This window comes from Aquibium carbonis (assembly GCF_003970795.1).
GTDB classification, from domain to species: Bacteria; Pseudomonadota; Alphaproteobacteria; order Rhizobiales; family Rhizobiaceae; genus Aquibium; species Aquibium carbonis.
The window spans coordinates 1-15,373 of record NZ_RWKW01000069.1; the positions used below are offsets into that span (position 1 = coordinate 1).

Here is a 15,373-nt window from a genome sequence, read left to right on the forward strand (position 1 = left end):
CGGGCCGTGGCGAGGAGCCGCGCGCCGGCGGCGGTGAGCGCGACGCCCCGGCCCTTGCGGCGCACGAAGAGCTGCTGGGCGAGATGGTGTTCGAGCTCGTCCAGCGCCAGGGCCAGGGCGGAGGCGCTGACGTGACAGCGCTCGGCCGCCGCCGCGAGGGAGCCGCCGCTGGCGATCGCGTCGAAATATTCCAGCTGCCGGAGCGTGAAGGGGAGGATGCGCATAACCCAGCTTAGCCTGGGTGTTACGTCAAGAAAACATGTTTTACATCGGACTTGCCGCGCTCCAGACTGACATGCCGTCTTTTGAAGACCGGATCTGGGAGGAACTGACCATGGCACGAAATCTGGAAGAGGCGATCGCACAGGCGGGGAGCCCCGTGAAGCTGTTGTGGGAATCGCAGACGCCGCCGGCCGTGGTGCCGCGGCTGGTGCAGGAATTCACCAACTGGCGCGACGAGCAGCTCGCCTGGCGCCGCACCGCGGTGCTCTACGACCAGTCGCACCACATGGCGGATCTCAACATCAAGGGGCCCGACGCGCTGAAGCTGATCTCCAGCCTGGCGGTCAACAGCATGGCGACCTTCCCGGTCGACATGGCCAAGCAGTTCATCGCCGTCAATCACGACGGCCATGTCATCGGCGACAACATCCTGTTCCATCTGGACGAGGACGAGTACCAGGCCGTCGGCATCCCGCCGTCGATCAACTGGCTGCACTATCATGCCGAAACGGGCGGCTACGACGTGCAGATCTGGCGCGACGACAACTCGCTGGTGCGCAAGGGCGATCCGGTGCTGTACCGCTACCAGATCCAGGGCCCCGGCGCGCTCGACGTCATCCGCGACGCGACCGGGCAGGAGCCGCCGAAGCTGCGCTTCTTCCACATGACGCGGTTCACGATCGCAGGCAAGGAGGTGCGCGCGCTGCGGCATGGCATGGCCGGGGAGCCGGGCTTCGAGATCTGGGGGCCGTGGGAAGACAACGACGCCGTGCATTCGGCGATCCTCGAGGCGGGCCGTGCGCACGGACTGGTCCAGGTCGGCGGCCGCGCCTATCACACCAACGCCCTGGAATCGGGCTGGCTGCCCCGTCCGCTGCCCGCGATCTACACCGACGAGCGCCTGGCCGACTATCGCCGCTGGCTCAAGGGCAATGCCTACGAGACCATCTCCCCGCTGGGCGGCAGCTTCCACTCGCCGAACATCGAGGACTATTACTTCACGCCCGACGAGCTCGACTACGGGCGGATCGTCGCCTTCGACCATGACTTCATCGGCCGCGAGGCGCTGGAACGGCGCGCGGCGGATCGTGCCGGCGCGCGCCGCAAGGTCACCTTCGTGTGGAACGGCGAGGACACCGCGAAGGCCTACGGCTCGATGTTCCACCCCGGCCCGGGCGCCAAGTTCATCAACCTGCCGATGGCGCTCTACGACACCTTCCACTTCGACCGGGTGGAGGCGAACGGCAAGACCGTGGGCCTGTCGACCTGGACGGGCTACTCCGCCAACGAACGCGCCATCCTGTCGCTCGGCGTGGTGGAGCCGGAATTCGCCGAACCGGGAACCGAGATCACCCTGGTCTGGGGCGAGGACACGCCCTCGTCCAAGCTGCAGGTCGAGGACCACGTCCAGGTGAAGATCCGCGTGACCGTCCAGCCGGCGCCCCTCGTCGAGAAGGCGCGCACCGTCTACCGCGCCAACGCCTGACGGCGGGCCTCCTTCGACCGATCGAACGAAAGCCGCCCGCGCCCTCGATGGGTGCGGGCGGCTTCGTCATGGACGGATCGTCTTCAGGCCTTGGCGAACCGGCCGGCGGCCAGGAAGTCGGGGTTGCGCCGCGCTGCGAAGGCCTGCATGGCCTCCACCACCTCGGCGCCGCCGACGAGCGAGGCCTGCGCGTCGCGCTCGGCATCCAGCTGGGTGTCGAGGTCGCTCACGAAGGCCCGGTCGAGCAGGCGGCGGGTCGCGACCTGCCCGGCCACCGGCCCGGCGGCGAGGGTCGCGGCAAGGTCCAGCGCCTGGCCGAGCAAGGCCTCGTCTTCGGCAACCGACCAGATCAGCCCCCAGTCGAGCGCCTGTCCGGACGAGAGCGGCTGGCCCGTCAGGAGCACACCCAGCGCCCTTGCGCGGCCAAGCGTGCGCGCGAGCTGCCAGGAGGTTCCGAGGTCGGGCACCAGACCGAGCCGGGACGTGAAGGTGAGGACGAAGCGCGCCGACCGCGCCGCGATGGCGATGTCGCCCGCCAGCGCCAGCCCGACACCGCCGCCGGCCGCCACGCCGTTCACCGCCACGACCACCGGAAACGGCGCGTTGCGGATGTCCCGGATCAAGGCGTGCATCAACCCGTCGAGCACGGATGCGCAGGCTTCGCCGCGCTGTTCCGGCGGCAGGTGGCCACCCATCATCGGGTCGGACAGATCCGCGCCCGAGCAGAAGGCGTTGTCGCAGCCGGTCAGCACCATGGCGCGCACGTCCTGCCGCGCCGACAGCCCCGCGATCACGGCGCGCAACTGCTCCAGCGTCTCGCGACGCAGCGCATTCTTCGTCTCGGGACGGACGATCGCGACGCAAGCCACGTTGCCGTGGTCGGTCACAGCCAAATCCGAAAACTGCATCTGCGCTCCTCTCGCAATTCCACCGTGCGTGTGCCGCGCGGCGCCTGTCACCCGCTGCCGATGCCGGGCGGGCAGGCGGCGCCCACGACTTTCGTTTGATTAACAGATTTATTAATTTCAACCACCCTCCCGTGCAACTTGATTTTCCGTCCGCCTTGCGGGAAGACGGTTGACAGCAATCATCCGGGCGGCATGAGCATGGCGGCATACGAGCGCAGGAAGAAACCGGTCCAGGCGCATCTGACGCGGGAGCAGGTGGTCGAAGCCCTGCCGCTTTCGATCGTGCGCGCGCGGGAAAGCGTGATGGGCAGCTTCCGGTCCGTGCTGCACAAATATGGGCTGACGGAGCCGCAATGGCGGGTGATCTGGACCATCGAGACGCTCGAGGAGGTCGAGATGACCGAACTCGCGCGCATGACGGCCATCCTGTTTCCCTCGCTGTCGCGCATCGTGCGCGAACTCGAACAGCGCGAGTACATCAACCGCCGCAACGATCCGTCCGACCTGCGCCGGATGCTCGTTTCGCTCAACGATCGGGGTTCGGGGCTGTTCGAACTCGTGGCGCCCGAAGCGCGCGCGGTCTATCGCAGCATTCGCGACGTCATGGGGACGGAAAAGCTGCGCCAGTTGCAGAACCTTCTGGTCGAGCTGGACGAGAAGGTGTCGGGCCTGACCTTCTCTCCATCCGAAATCCAGGGCCTGCCGGCCGATCTCGTCCCGCAAACGCCGCTCAAGGCGCGGGGGCGTCCGCGCAAGGTCGCGAGCTGAGGCATCGCACCCGGTTCCTTTCCGGCATGTGGCGGCGCCCCGGGCGCGGAGTGTCGGACATGGAAACCGGGCCGGCCGCCAGCGGGCAGGGCTCCGGCGGCCGACGCAATCTTGTCCTACGGCGATTGACCTTCGTTATTTAACTTGTTTAATATCAACTCCATTCCGACCAGCGATGGCGCCCGCAGAGGAGAGGCGCCGTCCTGCCGGCCGGTCCGGCTACGGATCGGACGGCGGCAGTCAATCGGAACGGGAGGAGATCGATGGCAGCCTATCTCACGCAGCCGCTCAAGCGCGCCGCGCTCGTCAACAGGAACGGCCTCGCCACCGTGGACGGCGACCGACGACGCACCTGGACGGAGGTGCGCGACCGCGTGGCGCTGGCCGCCGGCGGCATCGCGGCCCTGGGCATCGGACGAGGCGAGCGCGTCGCGCTTCTGGCGCTCAACAGCGACCGCTATTTCGAGCTCGAATTCGCGCTGCCCTGGGCCGGCGCCGCGATGGTGCCCATCAACACGCGGCTGTCGCCCGCCGAGGTGGCCTATGTCCTGCGCGACAGCGGCGCGGTGGCGCTCATCGTCGACGCCTCGCAGCGCGAATGCGCCGAGCAGCTGGGCGACATCCTGTCGGGCATGAAGGCGGTGATATCGCTGTCGGGCGAGCCCCGGGCGGGCTGGGTCGACTACGAGGCCATGCTGGCCGGGGCCGAAGCGCTTCCCGACCAGATGCGCGGCGGCAGCGAGATGGCCGGCATCTTCTACACCGGCGGAAGCTCCGGCCGCTCGAAGGGCGTCGTGCTGACCCACGACAATCTCTCGACCAACGCGCTGAACGCGGTGGCGCTGATCGGCTACGGGCGCGAAAGCGTCTATCTCCATGCCGCACCGATGTTCCACCTCACCGATGGCATGTCGACCTATTCGCTGACGATGGCGGGCGGCACCCATGTCTTCATGCCGCGCTTCGACGCGCGCCACTGCCTGGAACTCATCCAGGCCCATTCGGTGACCCACATCTGCCTCGTTCCAACGATGATCGAGATGCTGGTGAACCTCGCCGAGACGGAGCCTTTCGACTGTTCCTCGCTGCGGCAGATCCAGTTCGGCGCCGCGCCCATGCCGGAGGCGACGCTGGCCCGGGCGATCAGGCTCTGGCCCGATCTTCTTTTCCTGCATGGATGGGGCATGACGGAAATTTCGCCCCTCGGCATGCTGATGCCGTTCGAATGGCGCGATCCGAAGACGGCCGGCCACCGGATGCGCTCCTGCGGCATGCCGGTCTACAACGAGGAGGCCCGCATCGTCGCGCCCGACGGCAGCGACTGTCCGCCCGGGGAGGTCGGCGAACTGGCCGTTCGCGGTCCCATGGTCATGAATGAGTACTGGAACCTGCCCGAGGAGACGGCCAAGGCGCTGCGCGATGGCTGGATGCACACGGGAGACGCCGCCTATGTCGACGAGGAGGGCTTCTTCTACATCGTCGACCGCATCAAGGACATGATCATCACCGGCGGGGAAAACGTCTATTCCCTCGAGGTCGAGAACGTCATCGGCCTGATGGAGGGCGTGAAGCAGGTGGCCGTCATCGGCGTGCCGGATGCCTTCTGGGGCGAGACGGTGCATGCGGTCGTCGTGCCGGAAGCCGGCGCCTCGCTGGACCCGGACGCCATCATCGGCTTCTGCAAGGACCGGATCGCGCGGTACAAGAGCCCGCGCACGGTCGAATTCCGCGACAGCCTTCCCGTCACCGGCGCCGGCAAGATTTCCAAGAAGCAGCTGCGCGAGGAGCACGTCGCCCGGACGGCTGCATCCTCCGTTCCAGGAGAAAGCGCATGAACGTCATTCCCCCCCGGCTCGAATTCGTCTTCCGCATCCGCCTGAAGCTCGGGATGCGCCAGAAGATCGGCGAACTGCCGTCCGGCGGCGTCCGCGGCTTCGTCGCGGCGGCCGGCGGCGAAATCGAAGGGCCGCGCCTCAACGGACGCGTGGTGCCGAACTCCGGCGGCGACTGGGCGCTCTACCGGCCGGACGACACCGTGGCGTTTACCGCCCACTACATGCTCGAGGCAGACGACGGCACCCAGATCTACATGCGCAACAACGGCTATCGCCACGCGCCGCCCGAGACGGCCCGCAAGATGGAAGCGCTCGAACCCGTGGGTCCCGACGACTACTACATGCGACTCTCGCCGACCTTCGACACCCCGCGCGGTCCGCATGACTGGCTGACCCGCACGGTCATCATCGGCCGCGCCGAGCGACACGCGGACCACTCGGTCTTCGACTATTTCGCCGTCCTGTAGACGCGAGCAGCCTCTCCGATGGTCGCCGTCGCCCCGATCCAGAGGGGCGGCAACTGGACAAAGTCGATGCGAAATGTTTAATTTGTTATAGAATTTGCGCCGAATGCCTCGGCGCGTTCTGGGAGGAGACCCAATGAAGAACCTGTTCCTATCCGCGGCCCTGGCGACGACCATGCTCGCCGGAGCGAATGCCGCGCATGCGGTCGACATGAAGCTTTCCCTGTGGATTCCGCCGATGCATCCGCTCGTGGCGGGTCTCACCGAATGGGGCAAGGACGTGGAGGCCGCTTCGGGCGGCGAGATCGCCGTGAAGCTCTTCCCGGCCGAGCAGCTCGGCAAGGCCGGCGATCACTACGACATGGCCCGGGACGGCATCGTCGACATGGCCATGGTGGCGCCGGGCTATTCCGCGGGCCGCTTCCCGATCTGGAGCATCATCGAGCTGCCGTTCACCTTCAAGAACAGCACCGACGGCGCCAAGGCGCTGCACGAATGGTATGCGGCCTATGCCGACCGGGAAATGCCGGACGTGAAGGTGTGCCTCGTGACGATGCACCATCCGGGCACGCTGCACACCACGAAGACCGAAGTCCGCACGCCCGACCAGCTGAACGGCCTTCGCATCCGCCCGGCCGGTCCGGTCACGTCGGCCTTCGTCACCGCCCAGGGCGGGGCGACCGTGCAGGCAGCCCTTCCCGAGATCCGCGAACTGGCCGAGCGCGGCGTCGTCGACGGCGTCACCTGGCCGCCGGACATCTTCGTCATCCGGGCCGAGAGCGCGCTGAAGTACCATATGGGCGAGCCCTTCTACATCACCGCGCAGGCGCAGGTGATCAACAAGGACTTCTATGCGGGCCTTTCGGATTCGCAGAAGGCTGTCATCGATGCCCATTGCACGCCCGAATGGTCGGCCAAGGTCAACCAGGGCTGGGCCGATGGCGAAATGGCCGCTCTCGAGCGTCTTCGGGGGCTGGAAGGACACACCGTCTACTCCCTCTCGGAGGACGAGTTCGCCAAGTGGAAGGACGCCGCGGCGCCGCTCGTCGACCAGGTGCTGAAGACCGCGGGCGACCGCTACGGCATCGACGCGACGCAGGTCCAGGCGGAGTTGTTCGAGCGCCTCGACGCCAACGACGCCCGCTACTGATCTCCGAAGCCGCCGACGCCCTCCTTCCGGGCGTCGGCGGTTTTCACCCTGACCCCTCCAAGCAAGGAGCAGCCATCGTGCCGATGACGGATGCGAACTGGGCCGACTACCCGAAGATCCAGACCCTGATCGCCGATTATGTCTGGGCGCTCGACACCGCCGACATCGACGGGCTCCTCGCGACGTTCACGGACGACGCCGTCTTCGAGGACAGCGCCGGCAATGTCTACGAGGGACGGACGGCCTTCGAGGGCTATTTCCGCAAGCTCATGGCCAATCCGGTCTTCCGTGGCCGCCAGCACCACATCGACAATCTTCGCCTCAGCCCCACCGATTGGGGCTACGAGACGCGGTCCTACTGGACGGTCACGAAGTGGCACGCCGAAGCCGGCAAGAAGATTTTCGAGGTGATCGGCTATTCGACCGACAATTTCCGGCGCACCGAGTCCGGCTTCCTCTTCTGCGAACGGCGCGTCCATTACTGGCGCGACGCCGATTGCCCCTGGACGCCGGACGGCACGGGCTTCGCCTGAGCCGATGGGCGACATCACCGGCACCGCTCAGGATGGCGTTCTCGTTCTGCGCCTCGTCAACGGCAAGGCCAATGCGCTGACGTCGGCGATGGCGGCGCAGCTGATCGCGATGCTGTCGGACATTCCAGACGACATCGGGGCAGTGCTGGTGACCGGGACGGCCGGAGGCGCGTTCTGCGCCGGCTCGGACATCCGCGAACTCGCGCGGCTGCAGGACACGCCGGACGGTCCGGCATCGATGCTGCGCATCGAGAGCCGCGCGCTGCGGGCGCTGGCCGGGCTGCCGCTTCCCACGATCGCCGCGATCGATGGCATCGCCTTCGGCGGCGGCATGGAACTGGCGGCCGCCTGCGACATCGTCCTGGCCGGCGACCAGGCCCGCTTCTGCCTGCCCGAGGTCAAGCTCGGCGTCTTCCCGGGCATCGGCGGAACGGTGTGGATCCCGCGCCGCATCGGCCATGTCCGCGCGCTCGAGATGATGCTGACCGGACAGGAGATCGACGCGGCGACCGCCCACCGCTGGAATTTCGTCAATCGCCTGGCCGGCGCCGCTTCGGCCGAAGCCGACGCGCTCGATCTCGCCCGCGCGCTCGCGGCCGGCCCGCGCGGGGCTGTGGCGATGATCAAGCGGTCGCTGCGCGACGCGCTGGCGCTTCCCGAAGACGAAGCCCTCGATGCGGCGCTCGATCGAGCGGTCTCGCTGGGGCACGCGCCCGAAAGCCGCGAGGGCCTGCGCGCCTTTCTGGCGCGCGAGGCGCCGGACTTCGCCTCCGCCCGCAGGCGCCCGGCCGACGAGACGCGCTGAGCGACGCTTCCGGGATCTGGCCGGCTAGCCGATCCGGGATGCTTGCGCGGCGCGTCCTGCCGCCGATCAGTACATCGAGTTCGGGATCACGAGCGACAGCCACGGCACCGCGCAGAGGATGACCAGCCGCAGCACATCCACCGCGATGAAGGGCGCGACGCCGCGAAAGATGGTGGTCAGCGACACGTCCCGCGCGATCGAATTGATGACGAAGACGTTCATGCCGACGGGCGGCGTGATCAGGCCGAGCGTCACGGTCATGACGATGATCACCCCGAACCAGATCGGATCGAAGCCGAGCGCGACGATGACGGGAAAGATGATCGGCACGGTCAAAAGGATGATGGCCAGTTCGTCCATCACCGCGCCGAGGAGAATGTAGACGAGCAGGATGATCGCCAGCGTGCCATAGGGGCCGATCGGCAGCGCCACCAGCATCTCGGCCAGCGCCTGAGTGGTCTGCGTGATGGTGAGGAAGTAGCCGAACAGATAGGCGCCGATCGCGATGACGAAGATGGACGCGGTGGTGCGCAGCGCTTCCACCAGGCACTCCATCACCCGCGCCGCGCTCAGCCGTCCCCGCAGAACGCCGATCGCGAAGGCGCCGGTCGCGCCGATGCCGGCGGCCTCCGTCACCGTCACGAACCCGCCGTAGATAGACCCGATGATGACGGTGAAGAGCAGGAGCGTGGCCCAGATGTCCCGCAGCGAGTTCCAGCGCTCGCGCCGGCTGGCGCGTTCGCCCACGGGGCAGAGGTCGGGGCGGCGGGCCACGATGACGCGCACGACCAGGACATAGAAGAGGATGCCGAGTAGGCCGGGTATCACGCCCGCCATGAACAGCCGCGCGATGTCCTGCTCGGTGAGGATGCCGTAGATGAGCATCGCCACCGATGGCGGGATCATGATGCCCAGCGTCCCGCCGGCCGCGATCGTGCCGGCCGCAAGCCCCGGTTCCATGCCGGCCTTGCGCATCTCCGGCAATGCGACGGTCGTCATCGTCGCGGCGGTGGCGACCGACGACCCGTTGATGGCCGCGAACCCGCCGCAGGCGAGGATGGTGGAAATGGCGGTTCCGCCTCTCAGGTGGCCGAACCAGGCGCGGTTGGCGCGAAACAGTTCGCGGCTCATGCCGGAGGCGCTGGCGAAGACGCCCATCAGCACGAACATCGGGATGACGCTCAGCGTGTAGTCCGAGGCGGTCCTGAGCGGCGAGTTCATGAGCAGGTTGAGCCCGGGCTTCCAGCCGCTGACGGCGGCGAAGCCGGCAACGCCGGCGATGCCCATCGCGAAACCGATCGGCACCCTCAGGATGATGAGGACGAAGAGCCCGACGAAGCCGCCGACGGCAATGATCGAGTCAGTCATGGATCTCACCGGTGCGGTTGCGGGCGATCTCCACCAGTCGCAACACGGCCAGAAGGAATGCGGTGGCGATGCCGGCGGCCGCCGCCGCGATGAACGGCCAGATCGGCCAGTGCAGGACGCTGGTGATCTCGAAGCTGCCATGGGCGCGTTGCACCTTGGCAAACAGCATCCATGTCATCGCGCCCAGGAACAGCGCGCTGAACAGCGTGGCGACGAGATCCAGCATGCGCCGGCCATTCCGGCCCAGATACTCCCACAGAATGTCCACGGTGATGTGCCTTCCGGCATAGGTCGCGCTGCATACGCCCCAGAAGATCGCGATGGCCTGGGCATAGCCCGACAAGGTGTAGGCATCCGGTATCTGGATCGCGAACAGATAGCGAAGCGTCGCCTCACCGAAAGTGGTGAGGGCGATCAAGGCCAACAGAAACCCAGAAATCAGATCGACGACGCGCGTCACCAGGCTCATCGCCACCTCCCAGCCCCGCGTGCTCCCCCCGCTCCGGCCGCCGGACATCGTCCCGGCTTCGCGGACGGAGACGAGGGTAGGGGCTGGCCACGGAGGCTGTCAATGTTTATCATATTAAATAATATCGGCAACGTGGAGGTGCTGCCTTGGGAGGAGTGACACGGGTCGGGCTCGTCGTTCCGCCGGAGCGTGGCCGCGTTCCCCCGGACGCGCAGGCGATGTTTCCGGACGTCGACTTCCTGGTCGAGGGGCTGGGCGTGGCGGGCCTGTCCGAAGCCGGATATGCCGAGGCGCTCGCCAGGCTCGACGCCGCCTGCGCCTCGCTCGCGCGGCGCGGCGCGACGGCCATCCTCCTGTTCGGCACCTCGCTGAGCTTCTTTCGCGGGCCGGCCTTCAATGCGGACATCGAGCAGCGGATGAAGGACGCCAGCGGCCTCCCCTGCACGACGCTCACCAGCGCCCTCGTCGAAGCCCTGCGGACGGTGTCGGCGCGCCGTCTCGCGGTCGCGACCGCCTACAGGGGCGACGTCAACGCCCTGTTCGCGTCCTATTTTTCGGCCGAGGGCTTCACCATCGACGCCATTGCGGGCCTCGACATCGTGTCGTTGTCCGACGCCGAAGAGGCGAACCCCGAGCGGATCGCGCGCCTGGCGCGCCAGGTGCGCGAGCAGGCGCCGCTGGCCGACGCGGTGGTGATCTCCTGCGCCGGGCTCTCCACCCATACCATCTGTCCGGGGCTGGAAGACGCCTTCGGCCTGCCGGTCCTGTCCAGCGCCATGGTCGGCGCCCGGGCGGCTGTTCGATTGACCGGCCAAGCCGGCCGGGCGCCAGGCTTCGGCCGTCTCTATCAGGCGTGAATTCCAAGGGAGGTGCGGACGTGAACATCGGAATGATCGGGCTGGGCCACATGGGGAGCGCCATGGCGCGGCGGATGATCGAAGGCGGCCACGACGTGGTCGGCTTCGATACGTCCAGGGAGGCGATGGACCGGCTGGCGGCGGCGGGCGGCCAGGGGGCGGCGCATCCCCGCGAGGTGGCCGACCGCGCCGAGCTCGTCCTTGCCTGCCTGCCGGGCAAGCAGGCGAGCTTCGACACCGCCTTCGGCGAGCACGGCGTCGTTCACGGCGCTCGAATCAGGACCTATGTCGAGATGTCGACGCTCGGGCGCGACGCCATGACCCGGATCGCCGGATCGCTCGCGGCGGCCGGCATCGGCTTCCTCGACGCGCCCGTCAGCGGTGGGCCGCGCGGCGCGGCCGAGGGCCGGCTGACGGCGATCGTCTCGGGTCCGTCGGAAACCATCGAAGCCGCGCGGCCCGCGCTGGCGGCGGTCGCCTCCAACATCTTCGTCATCGGGCCGGAGCCCGGCATGGCGCAGGTCTGCAAGCTGGTGAACAACATCCTGTCGATCACCGCCATGGTCGCGACCTGCGAAGCGGTGTCGATGGGCGTCAAGGCGGGCCTCGACGCGCGCACGATGATCGATGTCATCAACGTGAGCACGGGGCGGAATTCCGCTACGATGGACAAGTTCCCGAAGTCGATCCTGCCCCGCAGCTTTAGCTATGGCGGACCGCTGGCGATCGGTCTGAAGGACATCGACCTCTATCTCGAACTCGCACACGACATGCGCATGCCGGCCGCGATCGGCACGACCGTTTCGGGCGTGTTCAACCACATCGCATCGCGGCTCGGGGCGGAGTCGGACTACTCCACGATGATCAAGGTGTTCGAGGAGTGGGGCGACGTGGTCGTCGGCGATGACCCGGACACGACGTCCGGCGGCTGAGATTGAAGCTTGCAAAAATATAACAAGTTAATTAGTTTTGATCGGCCGACACAGGGAGGAGCTCGACCGACGCACCGTCCGTCAGTCCTGCGTCCGGCGAAAGAGACCTCGGGAGGATTCCATGACTGAGAACCGAAAAGCATTCGCGCCTGGCCATTCCCTGCGGGCGCTCGCGCTGGCGGCGGCGGTCGCCCTGGCGGCGCCGGCCATTGCCCAGGACACCCAGACCGTGACCATCGCCACGCCCGGCGCGGCCCTGCACTTCTACCCCTTCTACGTCGCCGAATCGGAAGGCCTCTTCGAAAAGGAGGGGATCCAGATCGACTGGGTGGATGTCGGCGCTGGATCACGCCAGATTGCCGCCGTTGCCGGCGGCAGCGCCGATTTCGCGGTCGTTGGCATGCAGCCTGCCATGACCGCGCGCCAGAACGGCGCCGATCTCGTCTCCGTGGGCAGCCTGTTCAATGGCTATGCCATCCAGCTGGTGCTCTCGAACGCGGCGCTGGAGAAGACGGGGATTTCTCCCGAGATGTCGATCGACGAGAAGGTCGAGAAGCTCGAGAACGTCGCCATCGGCGTCACCGGCATCGGCAGCACGACCGACGTCCTCCTGCGCAGCTGGCTCAAGCAGCGGGGCAAGGATCCGGAGCAGCGCCTGACCATCCAGCCGCTGGGCAGCCCGCCCGCCATGTTCGCCGCCTTCGAGCAGGGCGCCGTCGACGGCTTCATGCTCGGATCGCCGTTCCCGCAGCAGGCGGAAGCCGCGGGCCTCGGGAAGATCGCCATCGATCCCCTGACCGAAAGCATTCCCGAACTCGAAGGCGTGCCCTACACTGCCATCATCACCCGCAGTGCGCTGACGAAGGAGAAGCCGGAGCTGGTCCAGCGCATGGTCAATGCTCTGACCAAGGCCATGATGGCCCAGGCGGCCGATCCGGACGGTGTCGGTTCCAGGCTCAAGAGCTACTTCCCGGACACGGATGAGGCGATCTTCGCGGGGTTCGAGCCGGACTTCCGCGGCAAGTCCGCGACCACGCCGGTCACCTCCAGGGAGGGCTACCAGAGACTGCTCGACTGGGCGGCCATCGCGTCCCCCGAGCCGCTCACCGTTCCCTACGAGGAATTCGTCGACGACAGCTTCGCCGAAAAGGCCGCGGCCGAGTTCCTGAAGTAGGTCGGACCAGTGACCGATTCGTCCAGGCTCTGGCTGCAGCGCGCCATCCTCCTGGTTGCGATCCTCGCCGCATGGGAGGCGTGTGCGCGCCTCGTATCGGACCGCTGGATCAGCAGTCCGGTGGCCATCGCCGAGAGGCTCGCACAATGGATGGCGGGCGACCTCTGGTACCACATGATGATCACCGGCACCGAGATCGGTGCAGGCCTGGCGATCGGCATCCCGCTCGGCGTTCTCACGGGAATGCTGCTGGGACGCTCGAAAAGGATGGCGGCCGTCTTCCGGCCGTTCATCGTCCTGATGAATTCGCTGCCCATCGTGGCGCTGACGCCGTTGCTGATCATGTGGTTCGGCCTCGGCATGCAGCCCAAGATCGTGCTGGTGGCGTTCGTCTCGTTCCTGCTGATGTTCTTCAATTCGTTTTCCGGCGCACGCGCGGTGGACGAGGAGCTGATGGACACGCTGGCCCTGATGGGCGCCAGCGCCAAAGAGCGTTTCGTCAAGGTCGTGGTGCCGTCCTGCCTCACCTGGACCATCGCCGGACTGAAGAACGCCCTGCCCTATGCCCTGATCGCGGCCGTGATCGGCGAGATGATGCTGTCGCGCAACGGGCTTGGCCATCTGATCACCCGGTCGGCCCAGCAGTTCGACATGACGGGAATCTACACCGCGCTCTTTGTCCTGATGGTCGTCGGAGGACTGATCAACGAGGGAACGACGCAACTGGAGAACCGGCTGCTTCGCTGGCGCCACCTGGAAACCCGAGGAAGATGACCATGTCCCATCTGCAACTCATCCGCCCCGAGCCCGCCACGGGCGCCACCCCGGCGCGTCGGCGAAAGATCAGCCTGGACAAGGTCGCCGTCGATTTCACCACGCGCGGCAAGACCTTCCGCGCCGTCGACGACGTCACCATCGAGGTGCCCGAAATGCAGTTCCTCGCCCTCGTGGGGCCGAGCGGCTGCGGCAAGTCCACCGTGCTCAACATGGTGGCCGGACTTCTCGCGCCGAGCGAAGGCTCGGTGACGTATGACGGCGCGCCGGTCGAGGCCGCCAACACCCGCGTCGGCTACATGACGCAGAAGGACACCCTGCTGCCCTGGCGCAGCGTGGCCGACAACATCGGCATCGCCTTCGAACTGCGCTGCCGCAAGGCCAACGCCGCCGAGCGCCGCGAGCGCGTCGCCGAGATGATCGATCTCGTCGGCCTGAAGGGTTTCGAGCGCCACTTCCCCGCCGAGCTGTCGGGTGGCATGCGCAAGCGCGCCGCCCTTGCCCGCATGCTGATCTACGAACCGGAAACCCTGCTGCTCGACGAGCCGTTCGCCGCGCTCGACGCACAGCTTCGCATCCTGATGCAGCAGGAACTGCTGCGTCTCGTCGAGCGCCGGCAGATGACCGTCATCCTCGTCACGCACGACCTGGAAGAGGCGGTGCTGATGGCTGACCGCGTCATGGTCTTCACCTCCGGGCCGGGCCGCATCCGGACCGAGCGCGACATCCCCTTCGAACGTCCGCGCAACGCCATGGAACTGCGCTTCCGGCCCGAGTTCAGCGCCATCCACGAAGAGCTGTGGAGCGAGCTCAAGGACGAGTTCGCCGCCAGTGTGGAAAGGGAGCGTCGTGCGCAATAGGCAGAAGGCCCTCAATCCACGCGTGGTGCTCGTCCAGCAGCTCGCGTTCCTCATCCTGCTGATCGGCGCCTGGCAGTTCGTTTCGGGTCGGCTGATACCGCCTTTCTACATCAGCAACCCGCTCGACATCGCGGGCGTGATCTGGAAATGGCTGGCCGACGGCTCGATCTGGGTCCATGTCCGATCCACCATCGTGACGCTCTTCATGGGCTATCTCGTGGGCGCGGCGCTGGGCATCGGGCTTGGTCTCGCGCTCGGCCTGTCGCCCAGGACGGAGCGGATCGTGGCGCCGTTCATCGCCGCGCTCTACGGCCTGCCGAAGGTGGCCCTGCTGCCGCTGTTCGTCATCTTCTTCGGCATCGGCCTCGTCTCCAAGGTCGCGCTGGTCGCCTCGGTGGTGATCTTCCTCCTGTTCTACGCCACGCTCGCCGGCGTGCGCGACATCGATCGCGACATGATCGACGGGCTTCGGCTGATGGGCGCCAGCGGCGAGGAGATCACGCGCAAGGTGCGCATGCCGGCCATCCTGCCCTGGCTCTATACCGGACTGCGAACGTCGCTCGGCTATGCGCTGACGACGACCGTGGTGTCGGAGGCCCTGTCCTCCAACCGCGGGCTGGGGTTCCTCATCGAATACTCGGCCTCGCAGTTTCATTCGGCCGGCGTGTTCGCGGCGGTGGTCGTGCTTCTCGTGCTCTCGAGCGCCATCATGGTTCCGCTCGGCATGCTGGAGCGGCGGTCGAAACCGACGCGCCTTTCGCACTAGTG

17 protein-coding genes are annotated in these 15,373 nt (G+C 67.1%); 13 read left to right on the forward strand and 4 right to left on the reverse strand.

Annotated elements, in window-relative coordinates; all coding sequences use genetic code 11:
- Positions 1–224 (reverse strand): helix-turn-helix domain-containing protein (locus EJC49_RS17655; RefSeq protein ID WP_148106311.1); only part of this gene is annotated, 224 nt, incomplete at its 3' end.
- Between the two features lie 110 nt (positions 225–334).
- Here EJC49_RS17655 and EJC49_RS17660 point away from each other — a divergent pair.
- Entirely contained in the window at positions 335–1,708 is a 1,374-nt protein-coding gene (locus EJC49_RS17660) for an aminomethyl transferase family protein (protein WP_126701257.1), read from the forward strand.
- Positions 1,709–1,791: 83 nt separating this feature from the next.
- Here the strand turns inward: EJC49_RS17660 and EJC49_RS17665 are convergent, their stop codons facing one another.
- Complete coding sequence (locus EJC49_RS17665; protein WP_126701258.1) at positions 1,792–2,616, reverse strand: enoyl-CoA hydratase-related protein; 825 nt, start codon at positions 2,614–2,616, stop codon at positions 1,792–1,794.
- Positions 2,617–2,814: 198 nt separating this feature from the next.
- Here EJC49_RS17665 and hpaR point away from each other — a divergent pair, with 198 nt between their 5' ends.
- From hpaR to EJC49_RS17695, 6 genes are all read left to right on the forward strand, one after another.
- Positions 2,815–3,384, forward strand: coding sequence for a homoprotocatechuate degradation operon regulator HpaR (hpaR, locus tag EJC49_RS17670; RefSeq protein WP_170314775.1), 570 nt, complete (start codon positions 2,815–2,817; stop codon positions 3,382–3,384).
- 263 nt (positions 3,385–3,647) lie between these two features.
- The gene (locus tag EJC49_RS17675) at positions 3,648–5,219 is read left to right on the forward strand and encodes a class I adenylate-forming enzyme family protein (protein ID WP_126701260.1); all 1,572 of its coding nucleotides are present in this window, start codon (positions 3,648–3,650) and stop codon (positions 5,217–5,219) included.
- Positions 5,216–5,686, forward strand: a complete 471-nt coding sequence (locus EJC49_RS17680; RefSeq protein ID WP_126701261.1) for a DUF3237 family protein — start codon at positions 5,216–5,218, stop codon at positions 5,684–5,686. The genes EJC49_RS17675 and EJC49_RS17680 overlap by 4 nt, the downstream gene beginning before the upstream one ends.
- 133 nt (positions 5,687–5,819) lie before the next feature.
- Positions 5,820–6,833, forward strand: a complete 1,014-nt coding sequence (locus EJC49_RS17685; protein ID WP_170314776.1) for a TRAP transporter substrate-binding protein — start codon at positions 5,820–5,822, stop codon at positions 6,831–6,833.
- Positions 6,834–6,916: 83 nt separating this feature from the next.
- Positions 6,917–7,366, forward strand: a complete 450-nt coding sequence (locus EJC49_RS17690) for a nuclear transport factor 2 family protein (RefSeq protein ID WP_245453456.1) — start codon at positions 6,917–6,919, stop codon at positions 7,364–7,366.
- 4 nt (positions 7,367–7,370) lie between these two features.
- Positions 7,371–8,171 (forward strand): enoyl-CoA hydratase/isomerase family protein, encoded by an 801-nt coding sequence (locus tag EJC49_RS17695; RefSeq protein WP_126701264.1) that lies wholly within the window; start codon positions 7,371–7,373, stop codon positions 8,169–8,171.
- Between the two features lie 66 nt (positions 8,172–8,237).
- Here EJC49_RS17695 and EJC49_RS17700 read toward each other — a convergent pair whose 3' ends face one another.
- Both EJC49_RS17700 and EJC49_RS17705 read right to left on the reverse strand, forming a co-directional pair.
- Positions 8,238–9,539, reverse strand: a complete 1,302-nt coding sequence (locus EJC49_RS17700) for a TRAP transporter large permease (protein ID WP_126701265.1) — start codon at positions 9,537–9,539, stop codon at positions 8,238–8,240.
- Positions 9,532–10,008 carry a TRAP transporter small permease gene (locus EJC49_RS17705; protein WP_170314777.1) on the reverse strand — a complete coding sequence of 159 codons (477 nt, stop codon included), beginning with the start codon at positions 10,006–10,008 and terminating at the stop codon, positions 9,532–9,534. Before EJC49_RS17705 ends, EJC49_RS17700 begins: the two co-directional genes overlap by 8 nt.
- 155 nt (positions 10,009–10,163) lie before the next feature.
- Between EJC49_RS17705 and EJC49_RS17710 the strand changes: the two genes are divergently transcribed.
- The 6 genes from EJC49_RS17710 (at position 10,164) to EJC49_RS17735 (ending at position 15,371) form a co-directional block, all read left to right on the forward strand.
- On the forward strand, positions 10,164–10,865 hold the full coding sequence (locus EJC49_RS17710; protein ID WP_245453457.1) for an arylmalonate decarboxylase: 702 nt from the start codon (positions 10,164–10,166) through the stop codon (positions 10,863–10,865).
- Between the two features lie 20 nt (positions 10,866–10,885).
- The gene (locus tag EJC49_RS17715) at positions 10,886–11,797 is read left to right on the forward strand and encodes an NAD(P)-dependent oxidoreductase (RefSeq protein ID WP_126701268.1); all 912 of its coding nucleotides are present in this window, start codon (positions 10,886–10,888) and stop codon (positions 11,795–11,797) included.
- A gap of 121 nt (positions 11,798–11,918) precedes the next feature.
- The gene (locus EJC49_RS17720; RefSeq protein ID WP_126701269.1) at positions 11,919–12,971 is read left to right on the forward strand and encodes an ABC transporter substrate-binding protein; all 1,053 of its coding nucleotides are present in this window, start codon (positions 11,919–11,921) and stop codon (positions 12,969–12,971) included.
- 9 nt (positions 12,972–12,980) lie between these two features.
- Complete coding sequence (locus EJC49_RS17725) at positions 12,981–13,745, forward strand: ABC transporter permease (protein ID WP_126701270.1); 765 nt, start codon at positions 12,981–12,983, stop codon at positions 13,743–13,745.
- 2 nt (positions 13,746–13,747) lie between these two features.
- Complete coding sequence (locus tag EJC49_RS17730) at positions 13,748–14,605, forward strand: ABC transporter ATP-binding protein (RefSeq protein WP_126701271.1); 858 nt, start codon at positions 13,748–13,750, stop codon at positions 14,603–14,605.
- Positions 14,595–15,371: an ABC transporter permease gene (locus EJC49_RS17735; RefSeq protein WP_126701272.1), complete on the forward strand. Its 777-nt coding sequence runs from the start codon at positions 14,595–14,597 to the stop codon at positions 15,369–15,371. Before EJC49_RS17730 ends, EJC49_RS17735 begins: the two co-directional genes overlap by 11 nt.
- The last annotated feature ends 2 nt before the right edge of the window (positions 15,372–15,373 follow it).

Bases quoted from the DNA above. Each gene is read 5' to 3' on its own strand.
- EJC49_RS17665 (WP_126701258.1), bottom strand. From the start codon at position 2,616: ATGCAGTTTTCGGATTTGGCTGTGACCGACCACGGCAACGTGGCTTGC.
- EJC49_RS17680 (WP_126701261.1), top strand. From the start codon at position 5,216: ATGAACGTCATTCCCCCCCGGCTCGAATTCGTCTTCCGCATCCGCCTG.
- EJC49_RS17690 (WP_245453456.1), top strand. From the start codon at position 6,917: ATGACGGATGCGAACTGGGCCGACTACCCGAAGATCCAGACCCTGATC.
- EJC49_RS17675 (WP_126701260.1), top strand. From the start codon at position 3,648: ATGGCAGCCTATCTCACGCAGCCGCTCAAGCGCGCCGCGCTCGTCAAC.
- hpaR (WP_170314775.1), top strand. From the start codon at position 2,815: ATGGCGGCATACGAGCGCAGGAAGAAACCGGTCCAGGCGCATCTGACG.
- EJC49_RS17730 (WP_126701271.1), top strand. From the start codon at position 13,748: ATGTCCCATCTGCAACTCATCCGCCCCGAGCCCGCCACGGGCGCCACC.
- EJC49_RS17700 (WP_126701265.1), bottom strand. From the start codon at position 9,539: ATGACTGACTCGATCATTGCCGTCGGCGGCTTCGTCGGGCTCTTCGTC.
- EJC49_RS17695 (WP_126701264.1), top strand. From the start codon at position 7,371: ATGGGCGACATCACCGGCACCGCTCAGGATGGCGTTCTCGTTCTGCGC.
- EJC49_RS17705 (WP_170314777.1), bottom strand. From the start codon at position 10,008: ATGAGCCTGGTGACGCGCGTCGTCGATCTGATTTCTGGGTTTCTGTTG.
- EJC49_RS17660 (WP_126701257.1), top strand. From the start codon at position 335: ATGGCACGAAATCTGGAAGAGGCGATCGCACAGGCGGGGAGCCCCGTG.
- EJC49_RS17685 (WP_170314776.1), top strand. From the start codon at position 5,820: ATGAAGAACCTGTTCCTATCCGCGGCCCTGGCGACGACCATGCTCGCC.
- EJC49_RS17720 (WP_126701269.1), top strand. From the start codon at position 11,919: ATGACTGAGAACCGAAAAGCATTCGCGCCTGGCCATTCCCTGCGGGCG.